This window comes from Pseudomonas sp. 313 (assembly GCF_000316965.1).
Taxonomy (GTDB): Bacteria; Pseudomonadota; Gammaproteobacteria; order Pseudomonadales; family Pseudomonadaceae; genus Chryseomonas; species Chryseomonas benzopyrenica.
On record NZ_ANBZ01000026.1, the window covers coordinates 31,913 to 46,355 of the forward strand.

The window sequence follows — 14,443 nt, forward strand, 5'->3', positions numbered from 1 at the left end:
ACGGAACTCCCTCAAGGCTTTGCCAATGGAGGCCCGCCTGCCGCCCGGGTTCAGCGCCCGCGACGAGGGGTCAGGCCAGCCATTCCCGCAGCAGCGCCGTGGTCCGCTCCGGCAGTTCCAGCGGCGGCAGGTGGCCGCAGCTGTCCAGTACCACCAGCCGCGAGTCCTGGATACCGGCGTGCATGAGTTCGGCTTCAGCCGGCGGGGTGAGCTGGTCCTGGGCGCCGACCACGATCAGGGTCGGTATGCGGATCTGCGCCAAGGTGGGCCGCGAGTCGGGGCGGTCGATGATGGACTGCTGCTGACGCAGGAAGGCTTCCTTGCCCACCGCCTTGCCCATGGCCAGCACGGTGTCAGCGACCGGCGTGCCCAGGCGCGAGGCGTGGATCAGGCGCGGCAGCAGTTGCGGACTGATGCCGAGAAAGCGCCCGCGCTCGGCCAGGTCGAGCATGGCGCGGCGCTGGTCGGCGCGCTCGGGGGCATCAGGGCTGGCCATGGTGTCGAACAGCGCCAGCCGCACCACCCGCTCCGGCGCCTGGCGCAGAATCTCGAAGGCCACATAGCCGCCCATGGACAGGGCGCCCAGGGCGAAGCGCGGCGGCGCCTCGGCCAGCACCCGGCGCGCCAGGGCGGCGATACCCAGATCGCGGGTGAGATCGGGGATAAGCACCGGGCAGGTATCGGCCAGGTCGGCGGCCTGTATGGCCCAGAGACGCCTGTCACAGAGCAGGCCGGGAAGCAGGATCAGGGGTAGCGCGTCGGTAGCTGTCATCACTAGGAACTTGAGAGACACTGCGGAAAACGCGCAGTGTAGCGCGGATCACCAGCGAACCCGGCGGGCTTCGCGGGTTCCAAGGGACATTGCCAAGGATCCGGGAACATCCATGCGTACTGAAGGCTTCTTCGACTGGCTCGGCGCCGCGCTCGGCCAGGTCATCCGTTTCATCATCGATCTGTTCGGTTCGGTCCTCGGCGGCCTCGCCGATGCCGTGCACGACTTCCTCCATGGCATGGCCCGCTCCATCGGCATGGACGACTCCTATATCAGCTTCGTGGTCCTGGCCATCGGCCTGTTGCTGCTCTACGCCGCGGTACGGGCCTTCATGGCGCGCTCGGTGGTAGGTGGCGTCATCTGGCTGATTCTCGGCCTCATGGTGATGAGCTGGCTGATCCGCGGCTGACTGGTCGCCAGGCGCGCCGCCTGGCACAGTAGGGCTCTCGCTCGGCACGGATGCCGTCATGCCCCCACCGCTCTCCCAGGTAATGAAGCGCCACTGGCAACGCCTGCGGCCCGGGACCAGTTGCGCCCTCTGCGGCGCCTGGCTTCCGGCCGGACTGCCGCTGTGCGAAGGCTGCGACAGCGAATTGCCCTGGCTCGGGCCCCATTGCCAATGCTGCGCCCTGCCCCTGCCAGTGGACGGCCTGCTCTGCGGCAGCTGCCTGGCCAGGCCGCCGGCCTTCGACCAGGTACTGGCGCCCTGGCGCTATGCCTTTCCAGTCGACACCCTGATCAACAGATTCAAGCATCGCGACCAGGGCAGTCTCGGTCGCGTGGCCGGGACGCTGCTGGCGCGGCATCTGCAGCACCTGTTCGACGAAGGCCAGCCACGCCCGGAATTGTTGCTGCCGGTCCCGCTCTCACCCCTGCGCCTGCACCAGCGCGGCTTCAACCAGGCCGCCCTGCTGGCCAACTGGCTCGGCCAGGCCCTGCAACTGCCGGTGGACGGCGGACTGTTGCAGCGGGTGCAGGAACAGCACAGCCAGCAAGGCCTGAGCGCCAGCGAGCGGCGGCGCAATCTCAAACAGGCCTTCGCCCTGGTGCAGGACGCCCAGCTGGAGGGTCGCCATCTGGCTTTGGTGGACGACGTCCTCACTACCGGCGCCACCGCCGACAGCCTGGCGCGCCTGCTCAAGCGCGCTGGCGCCGGGCGGGTCGACGTCTATTGCCTGGCGCGGACACCACCACCCGGCGACTAGCGGCTGTCACCAAAACGTCATTTAGCCTGACTAGCCTCGCCTGCACACCGTGAGGGAGCCATCAACATGCACAACGACCAGACCGATCTCGAACGCCTTATCCATCTCAGCCGTCGACGCTTCATTGGCGCTGGCGCCCTGGCGGGAGCCGCCCTGTTCCTCGGTGGTGGCCTGCTCGGGCGGAGCGCCCTGGCCGATGCCGTCAGCGAGGCCACGGGCAATTCCTTGATCGGCTTCGCCAACATCCCGGCTTCCACCGCCGACACCCTAGTGGTGCCGCCCGGCTATCGCGCCAGCGTGCTTATCAGCTGGGGCCAGCCGCTGCACACCGATGGCCCGGCCTTCCGCCCCGATGGCAGCCCCAGCGCCGCCGACCAGGCCGTGCAATTCGGTGACAACAACGATGGCATGGCCTTCTATCCCTTCCCGGACGATCCGGACCGGGCGCTGATGGCGATCAACAACGAATACACCAACTACCGCTATCTGCTCAGCCACGGCACCCCGCCAAAGTCCCTGGAAGACACCCGCAAGGCCCAGGCCGCCGAGGGCGTCTCGGTGATCGAGGTGAAGCGCGTGGACGGCCAATGGCACTTCGTCCAGGGCTCGCCTTACAACCGCCGGGTGCATGGCAATACGCCCATCGCCGTCAGCGGTCCGGCCGCCGGCCACGACCTGCTCAAGACCGCCGCTGATCCGGCTGGTCGCGAGGTGCTGGGCACCTTCCAGAATTGCTCCAGCGGCGCCACCCCCTGGCACACCTATCTGACCTGCGAAGAGAACTTCACCGATGTCTTTGGCAGCCGCGACGCCAACCTGAAGTTCGATGCGGCCCAGAAGCGCTACAGCGTCAAGCACGCCAGCGTGGAGAACGACTGGCACCTGCACGACGATCGTTTCGACCTGGCGCAGAATCCCAACGAACTCAACCGCCACGGCTGGATCACCGAGATCGATCCCTTCGATCCCCAGGCCAAGCCGGTCAAGCGCACCGCCCTGGGCCGCTTCAAGCACGAGAACGCCGCCCTCGCCCGCACCCGTGATGGCCGCGTGGTGGTCTACATGGGCGACGACGAACGTGGCGAGTTCATCTACAAGTTCGTCAGCCGCGACCGCCTGCAGGACGACCCCAAGGCCAATCGCGACCTGCTCGACCACGGCACCCTCTATGTCGCCCGCTTCGACGAGGGCGACCGCGACCCGAACCGCCCCAAGGGCCGCGGCCAGTGGCTGCCGCTGGTGCATGGCGAGAACGGCCTGACCGCCGCCAACGGCTTCGCCAGCCAGGCCGAGGTGCTCATCCACGCCCGTCAGGCCGGCACCCAGGTCGGCGCCACGCGCATGGACCGACCCGAGTGGATCGCCGTCAGCCCCAAGGACGGCCAGGTCTATTGCACCCTGACCAACAACACCAAGCGCGGCGAGGACGGCATGCCGGTGGGCGGCCCCAATCCCCGCGCCAACAACCTCTACGGCCAGATCGTGCGCTGGCGTGAGAGCGGTGACGATGCCGCGGCCTTGAGTTTCGACTGGGACCTCTTCGTCATCGCCGGCAATCCCAAGGTGCACCCGGGCACGCCGGAAGCCGGCTCCCAGCAGATCAATGCCGAGAACATGTTCAACAGCCCCGATGGCCTGGGCTTCGACGCCGCCGGCCGGTTGTGGGTGCTCACCGACGGCAAGTACAGCAACAAGGGCGACTACGAGGGCATGGGCAACAACCAGATGCTCTGCGCCGATCCGCGCAGCGGCGAGATGCGCCGCTTCCTGGTCGGTCCGGTCGGCTGCGAGGTCACCGGCCTGGCCTTCTCGCCGGACTACCAGACGATGTTCGTCGGCATCCAGCACCCGGGCGAGGAAGGCGGCTCCCAGTTCCCGGAGCAACGACCGGATGGTCAGCCCCGCTCTTCGGTGATGGTCATCACTCGGGAAGACGGCGGGGTGATCGGCGCCTGACCGGCGAGCGGATAGCGCTCGAGCCTTCGCCATGGGGCTCGGGCATGCGCTAGCATCTCCCGGATGCAGGGTGGCAATCGCCATCGTCCCCCGTGACCGAGGAGCGCGCCATGTCTCATCCGTTCGAAAATTTGAGTCCCGACCTCGTCATCGACGCCATCGAAAGCCTGGGCTATCTCAGCGATGCCCGGGTGCTGGCGCTCAACAGCTACGAGAACCGCGTCTATCAGATCGGCATCGAAGCCGAGACCCCGCTGATCGCCAAGTTCTATCGCCCGGATCGCTGGACCGACGCGGCCATTCTGGAAGAACACGCCTTTTCCGCCGAACTGGAGGAGCGCGAGGTGCCCATGGTCGCACCCTTGCAGCGCGACGGCCAGACGCTGTTCACCCATGCCGGCTTTCGCTTCGCACTCTTTCCCCGCCGTGGCGGTCGCGCGCCGGAGCCAGGCGATCTCAATCAGTTGCATCGCCTCGGCCAGTTGCTCGGTCGCCTGCATGCGGTGGGTGCCAGCCGGCCCTTCCAGCACCGTGAGTCGCTGGACGTCCAGGGCTACGGTCATGCCTCGCTGGACACCCTGCTCACCGGCAACTTCATTCCCAAGAGCCTGCTGCCCGCCTATGAATCCGTGGCGCGCGACCTGCTCTTGCGCCTCGACGAACTCTTCGAGAGCGTCAGCTACGACGTCATCCGCCTGCACGGTGACTGCCACCCGGGCAACCTGCTCTGCCGCGACGATGCCTACCACATCGTCGACCTCGACGACTGCCGCCACGGTCCGGCCATGCAGGATCTCTGGATGCTGCTGGCCGGTGATCGCCAGGAGCGGCTGACGCAGCTGTCCGAGCTGATGGACGGCTACGAGGAATTCCACGATTTCCAGCCGCGCGAGCTGGCCCTGATCGAGGGGCTGCGGACCCTGCGCCTGATGCACTACAGCGCCTGGCTGGCGCGTCGCTGGGACGATCCGGCCTTTCCCAAGAGCTTTCCCTGGTTCGGCAGCGAACGCTACTGGGGCGATCAGATCCTCACCCTGCGCGAACAGCGCGCCGCCCTGGACGAGGCGCCGTTGCGACTGTTCTAGCCTAGGCGCCCGAATACCCCTTTCCCCCTGGGAGAGGGCCGGGGTGAGGGTACGCCTCGTGAAGACTTCTCCAGTGGAGAAGGCTGCGCCGTTTTCCACGCTACAACACTGATCGTGGCCATGGGCCGCTCCTACAGGCACAGGACTTTTCGTACGAGCGGCCGCATTGGCGGACCGCCATGGCCGCGATCGACCGTCGCGACGGTCACACCACAAGCGCACCACCTCAGCCCACATCCCGCCGTCCCTTGAGCTATCCTGCCCGGACAAGAACGTTGCCTGCCTAAGGATCCCTCATGTCTGCCTTGCGCCAGGGTTATGCCCTGGGCCTCACCGCCTATGGGCTGTGGGGCTTGTTTCCACTGTTCTTCAAACTGCTGGCGGCCCTGCCGGCGACCGAGATCCTGTTCCAGCGCGTCCTCTGGTCCGCCCTGTTCAGCGCCCTGCTGCTGCTGGTCTGGCGCCATCGCGGCTGGTGGGCGGAACTGCGCGCTCATCCCAAACGGCTACTTTGGCTGGCCGTATCCGGCGCGCTGGTGGCCTGCAACTGGCTGGTCTACATCTGGGCAGTCAACAACGCCCATGTGGTCGAGGCCAGCCTGGGCTACTACATCAATCCGCTGGTCAACATCCTGCTCGCCCTGGTGCTCCTCGGTGAACGCCTGCGCCCGCTGCAATGGATCGCCGTGGGCCTGGCGGTGCTCGGCGTGGCCCAGCAGCTGTGGACCCTGGGGCAGCTGCCCTGGGTCTCCCTGGCTCTGGCGCTGAGCTTCGCCTTCTATGGTCTGGTGCGGCGGCAGACGCCGGTGGCCGCGCTGCCGGGCATGGTGGTGGAGAGCTGGATGCTGGTGCCGATCGCCCTGGTCGCGCTGCCGCTGCTGACCCCTGGGGTGAGCTTGCAGGCCGAGACCTGGCAGTCATCCCTGGGCCTGCTGATCGTGCTGGCCGGACCGGTCACCCTGATCCCGCTGCTGTGCTTCAACGCCGCGGCGCGCAAGCTGCCCTATTCGACCCTGGGCTTTTTGCAGTACCTGGCGCCGACCCTGGTGCTGATCCAGGCGGTCTGGCTCTATGACGAGCCCTTCCCCCGTGAGCGGCTGTTCGCCTTTCTCTGCATCTGGACCGGTCTTGCGGTGTTCAGCTTCGATCTCTGGCGCGCCAGCCGCAAGCTCAGAGCGAGCACAAAGGCGCGCGAGCGAGAGGCAGACAAGGCCTAGGCATTGCTCAAGAGACCTGGGGCCAGACAGCAGAACGCCCCTCGCAAGGGGCGTTCGTCATCGCGGCGGAGCCGATCAGGCTTCGCCAGCGGTCTGCATGCGCGCCAGTTCCTGGGCGTAGAGGGCGTCGAAGTTCACCGGCTGCAGCATCAGCGCGGGGAAGGAGCCACGCACCACCATATTGTCCAGCGCCTCACGGGCGTAGGGGAACAGGATGTTGGGGCAGAAGGCGCCCAGGGCATGGGCCATGGACGCGGCGTCCAGACCCTTGATCAGGAAGATGCCACCCTGCTGCACTTCGGCGATGAAGGCGGTCTCTTCGTTGTTCTTGACGGTCACGGTCAGGGTCAGCACCACTTCGTGGAAGTCGTCGCCCAGCGTCTTCTGGCGAGTGGCCAGGTCCAGGTTGACGTTGGGCTGCCAGTCCTGACGGAAGATCTCGGGGCTCTTGGGCGCTTCGAAGGACAGGTCACGGATGTAGATGCGCTGGAGAGAGAACTGAGCGCCGTCTTCCTGGGCGCCATTGGCTTGGTCGGTCATGGTAGGGCCTTGAGTGATGAGTGTTGGTCAGGCGGACAGCAGCGGATCGAGACGCCCGCTTCGGTCTAGGGCATAGAGGTCGTCGCAACCGCCGACGTGGGTGCTGCCGACCCAGATCTGCGGCACGCTGGTGCGACCGGCCTTGCGGGCCATTTCGCTGCGCAGCGCCGGCTGGCCGTCGACGGAAATTTCCCGATAGGCCACGTTCTTGCGATCGAGCAGGTGCTTGGCACGATGGCAATAGGGACACCAGGCGCTGGTATAGATGACGACGTCAGACATGCGCGGTCTCCAGTGGCCGATGGAACGGCCACGCTAGGGGGTCACTTCACCAGGGGCAGATTTTCTGCACGCCAGGTGGCGATACCGCCATTCAGTCGAGCGGCGGTGAAGCCGGCCTTCTGCAGCTCGCCGCACACGGCACCGGCTTGCTGGCCGGCACTGTCCACCACGATCAGGGTCTTGGCCTTGTGCTTCTCCAGTAGAGACAGGCTGCTGGCGACTTTCTCCTGAGCGATGTTCAGCGCGCCGACGATATGCCCGGCGGCGAAGTCCTTGCTCGGGCGGATGTCGAGCACCACACCCTCTTCGCGATTGACCAGATTGGTGAGTTCGCCGGTGGACAGGCTGCGACCGCCCCTACGGGTCTCGTTGAACAGCATCAGGGCGACGATGGCGAGGAAGGCGGCGACGAGAAGCGGATGATGGGTGGCGAATTCGACCACCCGACCGAGAAATTCCATAATGAAAGAGCTATCCAGGGAGGGCTAAAAATGCTGGCCAGTATACACAGCCCCCCGATGGCGCCATACCCTCGGCGACCCGGGGTTATCCGCAGGTAACCAGCTCATCTCAAACTGCCTCCTTGGCGGCTTTCGCCGCTCTGCCTAGGCTTGGCTTCCCTTCATTTCCGAGGAATCCAAGCCATGACCTCCATCGCCCTGCTCGGCGCCACCGGCAACGTCGGCAGCCGTCTGCTCGACGAAGCCCTCTCCCGCGGTCACCAGGTCACCAGCCTGGTACGGGATCCCGCGCGCCTGGCGCCCCGCGCCGGCCTGACCGTGGTCGCCGGCGATGTCACCGATCCGCGGGCCGCCAAGGCCCTGGCCGGTCACGAGGTGTTGATCAGCAGCCTGAAATTCGCCGACATCGCACCAGGCACCCTGATCGACTTCGCCCGGGCCACCGGCATCCCGCGCCTGCTGATCGTCGGCGGCGCCGCCAGCCTGCACCTGCCGGACGGCGCGCGACTGTTCGACGCCCCTGGCTTTCCCGCGGAATACCGCACTGAAGCCGGAGCCGGCATCGCCACCCTGGATGCCCTGCGCGGGGTCAGCGACCTCGATTGGGTTTTCGTCAGTCCGCAGATGGTCTTCGCGCCCGGCGAGCGTACCGGTGGCTTCCGCCTGGGCGACGATGCCCTGCTGTTCGATGCGGCCGGTGACAGCCATATCTCCTACGAGGACTTCGCCGTGGCGCTGCTGGACGAGGCCGAACGGCCTGTCCACCACCGCACCCGTTTCACCGTGGGTTACTGAAACAGAAATGCCCCCTCGTTCGCAGCCTGGCCGCCTGGTCGGGCCGTGAACGCTGAACGGCGTGCCTTGCCGTTTTTTTTGCCGGATGTGACGGGCATACTAGGCGCTTCGCCCTTGAAACGTACGACCTCGCATGCGCCCTGTTCTTGCCCTTTTCCTGCTTGCCAGCGTTCTCGCTCCCGCCCTGGCCGACGACCGCGCCGACACCCAGCGGCAGATCGAGCAGACCCGCCGGGAAATCCAGGAGATGCAGAAGGTACTCAAGCAGGTGCAGGCCGAGAAGTCCGGCGTGCAGAAGCAGCTGCAGGGCACCGAGACCCAGATGGGCGAGTTGGAAAAGCAGGTCGACTCGCTGCAGAAGCAGCTGGAGAACGGCGAAAAAAAGCTGCAAGAGCTGGACGGGCGCAAGAAGAAGCTCGACCAGTCTCGCGCTGAGCAACAGAAGCTGATCGCCGTGCAAGTGCGCGCCGCCTACCAGAGCGGGCGCCAGGAATACCTCAAGCTGCTGCTCAATCAGGAGCATCCGGAAAAGGTCAGTCGCACCCTCACCTACTACAACTACCTGAATCGCACCCGCCTGGATCAGCTCGCCAGCTTCAACGACACCCTGCGCGAATTGCGCGAGGTGGAACAGGGCATCCAGCAGGAACAGGGCGAGCTGGTCGCCCGCCGCGAAGACCTGGAAAAGCGGCAGGCGGAGCTCGCCGAGGTGCGCAAGGAGCGCCAGGCAGCCCTGGCCAAGATCAATGCGGACTACCGCGACAAGAGTCGCGAGATCGAAAGCCGCGAGCAGGATCAGGCAGCCCTGAACAAGGTGCTCAAGACCATCGAGGAAACCCTCGCGCGCCAGGCCCGCGAAGCCGAGGAGGCCCGCCAACGGCAACTGGCCGAAGCTCGCGCCGCCCAGGCGCGGGAAGCGGCACGGCGCCAGGCGCAAAGCGAGCCGAAAGCCCCGCGCCCCTCGAACGCCCCGGAGCTGGCGGTGTCTAGTGCAGCACCTGCCTATGGCGGTGCCTTCGCCAATGCGCGCGGCAAGCTGCCCTGGCCGGTCGATGGTCGCCTGGTGGCCCGTTTCGGCAGTGCCCGCGGCGACGATCCCCGCGCGAAATGGGACGGTGTCCTGATCGCCGCCGGTGCCGGCACCCGGGTCAAGGCGGTACACGACGGCCGGGTGGTCTTCGCCGATTGGCTAAGAGGCGCCGGCCAACTGGTTATCATCGATCATGGGAATGGCTATCTCAGCCTGTACGGACATAATCAGAGCCTGCTCAAGTCTGCAGGTGACGTGGTCAAGGCCGGGGATGCCATCGCGACCGTCGGCGCCAGCGGCGGTCAGGAAGCCTCCGCCTTGTACTTCGCCATCCGCCAACAGGGCCGTCCGACGGACCCGGTCATCTGGTGCCGTGCTCAGGGATAGTGCGACACACCTCGGTTTAGGAGCTGCACATGCCGCATCGCTTTCGTCCCACCGTCCTGGTCCTCGCCCTGCTGTTCAGCGGCGTTGGAGTCGTCCAGGCGCAATCGCCGCAGAGCACCCCGGCTGCGGTGACGCCGGTCGCATCGGTCGCCGCGCCCGCGGCCCCGGCCAGCGCTCCGCTGCCCTTGGACGAGCTGCGCACCTTTGCCGAGGTGTTCGACCGCATCAAGGCGGCCTATGTGGAGCCGGTGTCGGACAAGGTCCTGCTGGAAAACGCCATCAAGGGCATGCTCAGCAACCTGGATCCGCATTCGGCCTACCTGGAACCCAAGGACTTTGCCGAGCTGCAGGAAACCACCAGCGGTGAATTCGGCGGCCTGGGCCTGGAAGTCGGCCAGGAAAACGGCTTCATCAAGGTGGTCTCGCCCATCGACGACACCCCGGCGGCCAAGGCGCGCCTGCAACCAGGCGACCTGATCGTCAAGATCGACGGCCAGCCAACCAAGGGCCAGGCCATCAACGAAGCGGTCGACAAGATGCGCGGCAAGCCGGGCAGCCCCATCGTGCTGACCATCGTCCGCGGTGGTGGCCAGCCGTTCGACGTCAAGCTGGCGCGGGCGGTGATCAAGGTCAACAGCGTCAAGAGCCAGGTGCTCGAATCCGGCTATGGCCTGCTGCGCATCTCGCAGTTCCAGGTCAACACCGGCGAAGAGACGGTCAAGGCGCTCGCCAAGCTGCGCCAGGAAAACAAGGGCAAGCTCAAGGGCCTGATCCTCGACCTGCGCAACAACCCGGGTGGGGTGCTGCAGTCGGCGGTCGAGGTGGCCGATGCCTTCATGACCCATGGCCTGATCGTCTACACCAAGGGTCGCCTGCCCAATTCCGAACTGCGCTTCTCGGCCGATGCCGCCGATCCCAGCGAGAAGGTACCGCTGGTGGTGCTGATCAACGGCGGCAGTGCCTCGGCCGCGGAAATCGTCGCTGGCGCCCTGCAGGATTCCAAGCGCGGCATCCTCATGGGTACCGACAGCTTCGGCAAGGGCTCGGTACAGACGGTGCTGCCGCTCAACAACGACCGGGCGCTCAAGCTCACCACGGCGCTCTACTACACGCCGAACGGTCGCTCCATCCAGGCCCAGGGCATCACCCCGGACATCGCCGTGGCGCCGGCCAAGGTCACCCCGCAGAGCGGTGGCGACGAATACTTCCGCGAAGCGGATCTGGCCGGTCACCTGGGCAATGGCAACGGCGGCGCCGATCGGCCCACCGGCAGCAAGGCGCCCAACCAGAGTCCGCGGCCGCAGGATGACGACTTCCAGCTCTCCCAGGCGCTGTCGCTGCTCAAGGGGCTCAACGTCACCCATACCCCGTGAGGATGGGACGTTGGCTACTGGCCGGGGTGCTCGCCCTGGCCAGCGGTCTGGCCCAGGCCGCCACCGCGCAGCTGACCATCGTCATCGACGATCTCGGCCAGAATCCGGCGCGGGATCGCCAGGTCCTGGCGCTACCCGCGCCGGTGGTCCTGGCCATCATCCCCGAGACCCGCTACGCCGCGGAGCTGGCCGCCCAGGCCCATCGCGCCGGGCGCACCGTGTTGCTGCACCTGCCCATGGACCCGGCCGGCGGCCCCTATGCCTGGCATCCGGAAATGTCTTCCGCCGAGCGCCTGCAACGCCTCGATCGAGCGCTGGCACGGGTTCCCGAGGCGGATGGGGTGAACAACCACGAAGGCAGTCGCATGACCGCCGACCGACCGGCCATGGCCGAGTTGATGCAGGTCCTGCAGGAGCGCCACCTGCTGTTTCTCGACAGCCGCACCAGCGCTGCCACCGTGGCCGCCGCGGAGGCCCAGAAGATCGGCCTGGCCAGCGTCTCGCGCGATGTCTTCCTGGACAACGAGGCGACTCCGGCAGCCGTGGCCGCGCAACTGGCCGAAGGCGTGCGTCTGGCCAAGCGCCAGGGCAGCGCCGTGCTGATCGGCCATCCGCACCCGGCGACTCTGGCGGTGCTGGCCCAGCAGTTGCCGCTGCTCAAGGCCCAGGGCGTGGAGGTGATCGACCTGCCACAGATGATCGCCCTGCGGGCCAATCAGGCCATGGCCGGGCACGGCCGCGACGGTCGCTATCGCTAGCGACCGGCCGGTGGCCTCCAGGCATCAGAGGTAGTTGTTGGTGATGCTGTCGATTACCCCTTCCTTGCGCATCTGCTCCAGGGCCGCCTTGAGGCGTGTCACCACTTCGTCAGGCGTGTCCTTGTTCAGCGCCAGATACTGATCCACCTCGTTGAAGCGAAGCAGCGTCTGCAAGCCGGTCACCCCCTGCTGCTTGGCGAGATAGCGACCGACTGGATCGGCGGTGGCCCAGATATCGATCTGGCCTTTCACCAGTTTGTCGACGTTCTCCTGATCACGCAGGGCATCGATGACCGGAATGCCCTGGGCGGTCAGCGTCTTGCTGATCACATCGTTGCGATAGGTACCGATGCGATAGCGGGCGGCGTCCTTGAGCGTCTTGACGTCCAGCTTGCTGCCAGGCAACGCCTGCAGGGTCCAGCTCGAACGGCCAAAGGGCCCCACCCATTTGAACTGATCCTTGCGCGCCTCGGTGTAGGCGACGGAGAAAAGTCCGTAGTTGGGCGTCTCCTGGGTCAGCCGATAGATGCGGTCCCAGGGGAAGCGCAGCGAAAGGCTGTACTTGATGCCCGCACGCCTGAACATCTCGCGGACGACATCGGTGGCGATACCGTCGATGGCGTCATCGCGGGCGAAGTTCTTGTCATCGACCGACATGTTGAAGGGAGGATAATTTTCGGTCAGGAGCACGATCTGATAGTAATCCGGCAGCTCGGCACGGGCCTGGGTCAAGCCCAGCGTGCAACCCAGCAGTACCCCTGCAAGACGCAACCACAGCTTTTGCATTGCAACTCCCTGGCGACACAAGGCCGCATTTCCGAGGTTTCGTTGAGTATCCCTTTACAACGTTCAGCGCTCACTGCGGCTGGCCTCACCGCGGTCGTCAAGGCTTCGCGGCCCCGTCCAGCTGCCGGGCCAATGCGGAACCCCTGGCAGCTCGCGTGCAGACAGTGCGCTAGCGAATGCTTACCTCCAGCGCAACTCGCCAGGCGCCCGCCACGCAGCGCCGCACTAGAGATAGTTGTTGGTGATGCTGTCGACCAGACCTTCGCGGCGCATGGCATCCAGGGCCTGCTGCAGGCGGGTCACCACCTCGTCGGGGGTGTCCTTGTTCAGGGCCAGGTAGAGGTCGGATTCCTGGAAGCTGAGCAGGGTCTGCAGGTTGCTGACGCCCTGCTGCTTGGCCAGGTAACGGGCGACCACGTCGGTGGTGGCCCAGACGTCGATCTCGCCCTTCTGCAACTTGGCGATGTTCTCCTGATCACGCAGGGCATCGATGGGGACGATGCCCTTTTCCTGAATCATCAGGCTCACGGCGGAATTCTTGTAGGCACCGACGCGCAGCCGGGCTGCCGTGGCCAGGTCTGGCACCTTGAGGGTGCTGCCGGCCAGCGCCATGAACACCTTGCGGGTCTTGCCCAGCGGCCCGACCCACTTGAACAGCGGCAGCCTGGACTCGGTGCGCGACACGGAGAACAGCGCGTAGTTGGGGCTTTCCAGGGTCAGGTTGTAGATGCGATCCCAGGGAAAGCGCAGCGAGAGGTTGTAGTCGATCCCGGCGCGCTTGAACATCTCGCGCACCAGATCGGCGCTGATGCCGTCGATGGCATCGTCACGCGCGAAGTTCTTGTCGTCCACCGCCATGTTGAAGGGCGGGAAGTTCTCGGTCAGCAGTACCACGCGATAGCCCGCTGGCAATTCCGCCCGGGCTGTCCCCAAGCTGAGGGTGCAACTCAACAGTACGGCGGCGATGGCCAACCAGGACTTGCGCATAGCTCTCTCCTCAGGCGACCGTCCGCGCCGATCGCTCGGCCCGCCGGGATCACAGATAACGATTGAAGATGGTCTGAACCGCGCCGCTCTGGCGCATCTCGTCGAGGGCCTTCTGCAGCTTCTGTACCACCTCGTCGGGGGTCTGCTTGTTCAGCGCCAGGAACAGCTCGCCGCTGTTGAAGCGCAGCAGCATCTTGAGTCCGGTCACGTCTTCCTGGCGGGCCAGATAGCGGCCGGCGGGATCACCGGTGGCCCAGACATCGATCTGTCCTTTGACCAGGCGCTGCACGTTTTCCTGATCACGCAGCGCAAGATCCGGCTGGAAGCCCTGCTGAACGAGACTCTCGGCGATGGCGTCGCCCTTGTAGGCGCCGATCCTGAGCTGCTGCTTGCGGACATCGTCCAGGCTGCGCAGTTGCAGGTGGCTGTCGGCGCGACCGAGCAGGACCCAATCGTCCGGGCCGATGGGACCGACCCACTTGAACAGGGCCTCGCGCTCCGGCAGCCGGGCGGTGACGAAGACGCCATGGTCGGGCTGATCCAGGGCCATGCCGTAGATCCGCTCCCAGGGAAATCTCAGGGTGAGGTTGTAGGAGATGCCGGCCCGCGTGCACATCTCGCGGACCATGTCGACGGCGATGCCCTTGAGGTCGCCTTCGCGAGCGAAATTCTTGCCATCGACGGAGAAGTTGTAGGGCGGGAAGTTTTCCGTCAGCAGTGTCAGCTGATAACCCGCCGGAAGCTCCGCCCTGACCGCGGTGGATACCAGCAGCAAACCGGCCAAGCAGGCCCAGACTCCCTTACGCACG

General features: G+C 66.0%; 16 protein-coding genes. 9 read left to right on the top strand and 7 right to left on the bottom strand.

What is annotated here, in order from left to right; all coding sequences use genetic code 11:
* Positions 1–70: 70 nt before the first annotated feature.
* On the bottom strand, positions 71–772 hold the full coding sequence (locus C722_RS0105500) for an alpha/beta fold hydrolase (RefSeq protein ID WP_017639546.1): 702 nt from the start codon (positions 770–772) through the stop codon (positions 71–73).
* A gap of 112 nt (positions 773–884) precedes the next feature.
* On the opposite strand from C722_RS0105500, the gene C722_RS0105505 reads away from it, so the two are divergent.
* From C722_RS0105505 to rarD, 5 genes are all read left to right on the top strand, one after another.
* On the top strand, positions 885–1,181 hold the full coding sequence (locus tag C722_RS0105505; RefSeq protein ID WP_007159771.1) for a hypothetical protein: 297 nt from the start codon (positions 885–887) through the stop codon (positions 1,179–1,181).
* Between the two features lie 82 nt (positions 1,182–1,263).
* Entirely contained in the window at positions 1,264–1,977 is a 714-nt protein-coding gene (locus C722_RS0105510; RefSeq protein ID WP_017639547.1) for a ComF family protein, read from the top strand.
* A 66-nt stretch (positions 1,978–2,043) separates the two neighbouring features.
* Positions 2,044–3,933: a PhoX family phosphatase gene (locus C722_RS0105515; RefSeq protein ID WP_017639548.1), complete on the top strand. Its 1,890-nt coding sequence runs from the start codon at positions 2,044–2,046 to the stop codon at positions 3,931–3,933.
* Between the two features lie 110 nt (positions 3,934–4,043).
* Positions 4,044–5,018, top strand: coding sequence for a serine/threonine protein kinase (locus C722_RS0105520; RefSeq protein ID WP_017639549.1), 975 nt, complete (start codon positions 4,044–4,046; stop codon positions 5,016–5,018).
* Positions 5,019–5,314: 296 nt separating this feature from the next.
* Positions 5,315–6,235 (top strand): EamA family transporter RarD, encoded by a 921-nt coding sequence (gene rarD / locus C722_RS0105525; RefSeq protein WP_017639550.1) that lies wholly within the window; start codon positions 5,315–5,317, stop codon positions 6,233–6,235.
* A gap of 75 nt (positions 6,236–6,310) precedes the next feature.
* Here the strand turns inward: rarD and secB are convergent, their stop codons facing one another.
* Genes secB through C722_RS0105540 form a run of 3 tightly spaced genes read right to left on the bottom strand, consistent with a single transcriptional unit; the run spans position 6,311 to position 7,518 of the window.
* Positions 6,311–6,775 (bottom strand): protein-export chaperone SecB, encoded by a 465-nt coding sequence (gene secB, locus C722_RS0105530; RefSeq protein ID WP_007159775.1) that lies wholly within the window; start codon positions 6,773–6,775, stop codon positions 6,311–6,313.
* A gap of 27 nt (positions 6,776–6,802) precedes the next feature.
* Positions 6,803–7,057: a glutaredoxin 3 gene (grxC, locus tag C722_RS0105535; RefSeq protein ID WP_017639551.1), complete on the bottom strand. Its 255-nt coding sequence runs from the start codon at positions 7,055–7,057 to the stop codon at positions 6,803–6,805.
* Positions 7,058–7,098: 41 nt separating this feature from the next.
* Complete coding sequence (locus tag C722_RS0105540) at positions 7,099–7,518, bottom strand: rhodanese-like domain-containing protein (RefSeq protein WP_017639552.1); 420 nt, start codon at positions 7,516–7,518, stop codon at positions 7,099–7,101.
* A 183-nt stretch (positions 7,519–7,701) separates the two neighbouring features.
* Here C722_RS0105540 and C722_RS0105545 point away from each other — a divergent pair, with 183 nt between their 5' ends.
* The 4 genes from C722_RS0105545 (at position 7,702) to C722_RS0105560 (ending at position 11,861) form a co-directional block, all read left to right on the top strand.
* Positions 7,702–8,313 (top strand): NAD(P)-dependent oxidoreductase, encoded by a 612-nt coding sequence (locus C722_RS0105545; RefSeq protein WP_017639553.1) that lies wholly within the window; start codon positions 7,702–7,704, stop codon positions 8,311–8,313.
* A 133-nt stretch (positions 8,314–8,446) separates the two neighbouring features.
* The gene (locus C722_RS0105550; RefSeq protein WP_017639554.1) at positions 8,447–9,730 is read left to right on the top strand and encodes a murein hydrolase activator EnvC; all 1,284 of its coding nucleotides are present in this window, start codon (positions 8,447–8,449) and stop codon (positions 9,728–9,730) included.
* Positions 9,731–9,759: 29 nt separating this feature from the next.
* Positions 9,760–11,103 carry a S41 family peptidase gene (locus C722_RS0105555; protein WP_017639555.1) on the top strand — a complete coding sequence of 448 codons (1,344 nt, stop codon included), beginning with the start codon at positions 9,760–9,762 and terminating at the stop codon, positions 11,101–11,103.
* A gap of 2 nt (positions 11,104–11,105) precedes the next feature.
* Positions 11,106–11,861, top strand: coding sequence for a divergent polysaccharide deacetylase family protein (locus C722_RS0105560; protein WP_037063234.1), 756 nt, complete (start codon positions 11,106–11,108; stop codon positions 11,859–11,861).
* Between the two features lie 24 nt (positions 11,862–11,885).
* Here the strand turns inward: C722_RS0105560 and C722_RS0105565 are convergent, their stop codons facing one another.
* The 3 genes from C722_RS0105565 to C722_RS0105575 form a co-directional block, all read right to left on the bottom strand.
* Entirely contained in the window at positions 11,886–12,647 is a 762-nt protein-coding gene (locus tag C722_RS0105565; protein ID WP_017639557.1) for an ABC transporter substrate-binding protein, read from the bottom strand.
* Positions 12,648–12,872: 225 nt separating this feature from the next.
* Positions 12,873–13,634: an ABC transporter substrate-binding protein gene (locus C722_RS0105570; protein WP_017639558.1), complete on the bottom strand. Its 762-nt coding sequence runs from the start codon at positions 13,632–13,634 to the stop codon at positions 12,873–12,875.
* A 49-nt stretch (positions 13,635–13,683) separates the two neighbouring features.
* Positions 13,684–14,442 carry an ABC transporter substrate-binding protein gene (locus C722_RS0105575; RefSeq protein ID WP_026083672.1) on the bottom strand — a complete coding sequence of 253 codons (759 nt, stop codon included), beginning with the start codon at positions 14,440–14,442 and terminating at the stop codon, positions 13,684–13,686.
* Position 14,443: the final 1 nt, after the last annotated feature.

Excerpts from the sequence above, each read along its gene's own strand:
- C722_RS0105500 (WP_017639546.1), bottom strand. The coding sequence starts at position 772 with ATGACAGCTACCGACGCGCTACCCCTGATCCTGCTTCCCGGCCTGCTC.
- C722_RS0105505 (WP_007159771.1), top strand. The coding sequence starts at position 885 with ATGCGTACTGAAGGCTTCTTCGACTGGCTCGGCGCCGCGCTCGGCCAG.
- C722_RS0105510 (WP_017639547.1), top strand. The coding sequence starts at position 1,264 with ATGAAGCGCCACTGGCAACGCCTGCGGCCCGGGACCAGTTGCGCCCTC.
- C722_RS0105515 (WP_017639548.1), top strand. The coding sequence starts at position 2,044 with ATGCACAACGACCAGACCGATCTCGAACGCCTTATCCATCTCAGCCGT.
- C722_RS0105520 (WP_017639549.1), top strand. The coding sequence starts at position 4,044 with ATGTCTCATCCGTTCGAAAATTTGAGTCCCGACCTCGTCATCGACGCC.
- rarD (WP_017639550.1), top strand. The coding sequence starts at position 5,315 with ATGTCTGCCTTGCGCCAGGGTTATGCCCTGGGCCTCACCGCCTATGGG.
- secB (WP_007159775.1), bottom strand. The coding sequence starts at position 6,775 with ATGACCGACCAAGCCAATGGCGCCCAGGAAGACGGCGCTCAGTTCTCT.
- grxC (WP_017639551.1), bottom strand. The coding sequence starts at position 7,057 with ATGTCTGACGTCGTCATCTATACCAGCGCCTGGTGTCCCTATTGCCAT.
- C722_RS0105540 (WP_017639552.1), bottom strand. The coding sequence starts at position 7,518 with ATGGAATTTCTCGGTCGGGTGGTCGAATTCGCCACCCATCATCCGCTT.
- C722_RS0105545 (WP_017639553.1), top strand. The coding sequence starts at position 7,702 with ATGACCTCCATCGCCCTGCTCGGCGCCACCGGCAACGTCGGCAGCCGT.
- C722_RS0105550 (WP_017639554.1), top strand. The coding sequence starts at position 8,447 with ATGCGCCCTGTTCTTGCCCTTTTCCTGCTTGCCAGCGTTCTCGCTCCC.
- C722_RS0105555 (WP_017639555.1), top strand. The coding sequence starts at position 9,760 with ATGCCGCATCGCTTTCGTCCCACCGTCCTGGTCCTCGCCCTGCTGTTC.
- C722_RS0105560 (WP_037063234.1), top strand. The coding sequence starts at position 11,106 with ATGGGACGTTGGCTACTGGCCGGGGTGCTCGCCCTGGCCAGCGGTCTG.
- C722_RS0105565 (WP_017639557.1), bottom strand. The coding sequence starts at position 12,647 with ATGCAAAAGCTGTGGTTGCGTCTTGCAGGGGTACTGCTGGGTTGCACG.
- C722_RS0105570 (WP_017639558.1), bottom strand. The coding sequence starts at position 13,634 with ATGCGCAAGTCCTGGTTGGCCATCGCCGCCGTACTGTTGAGTTGCACC.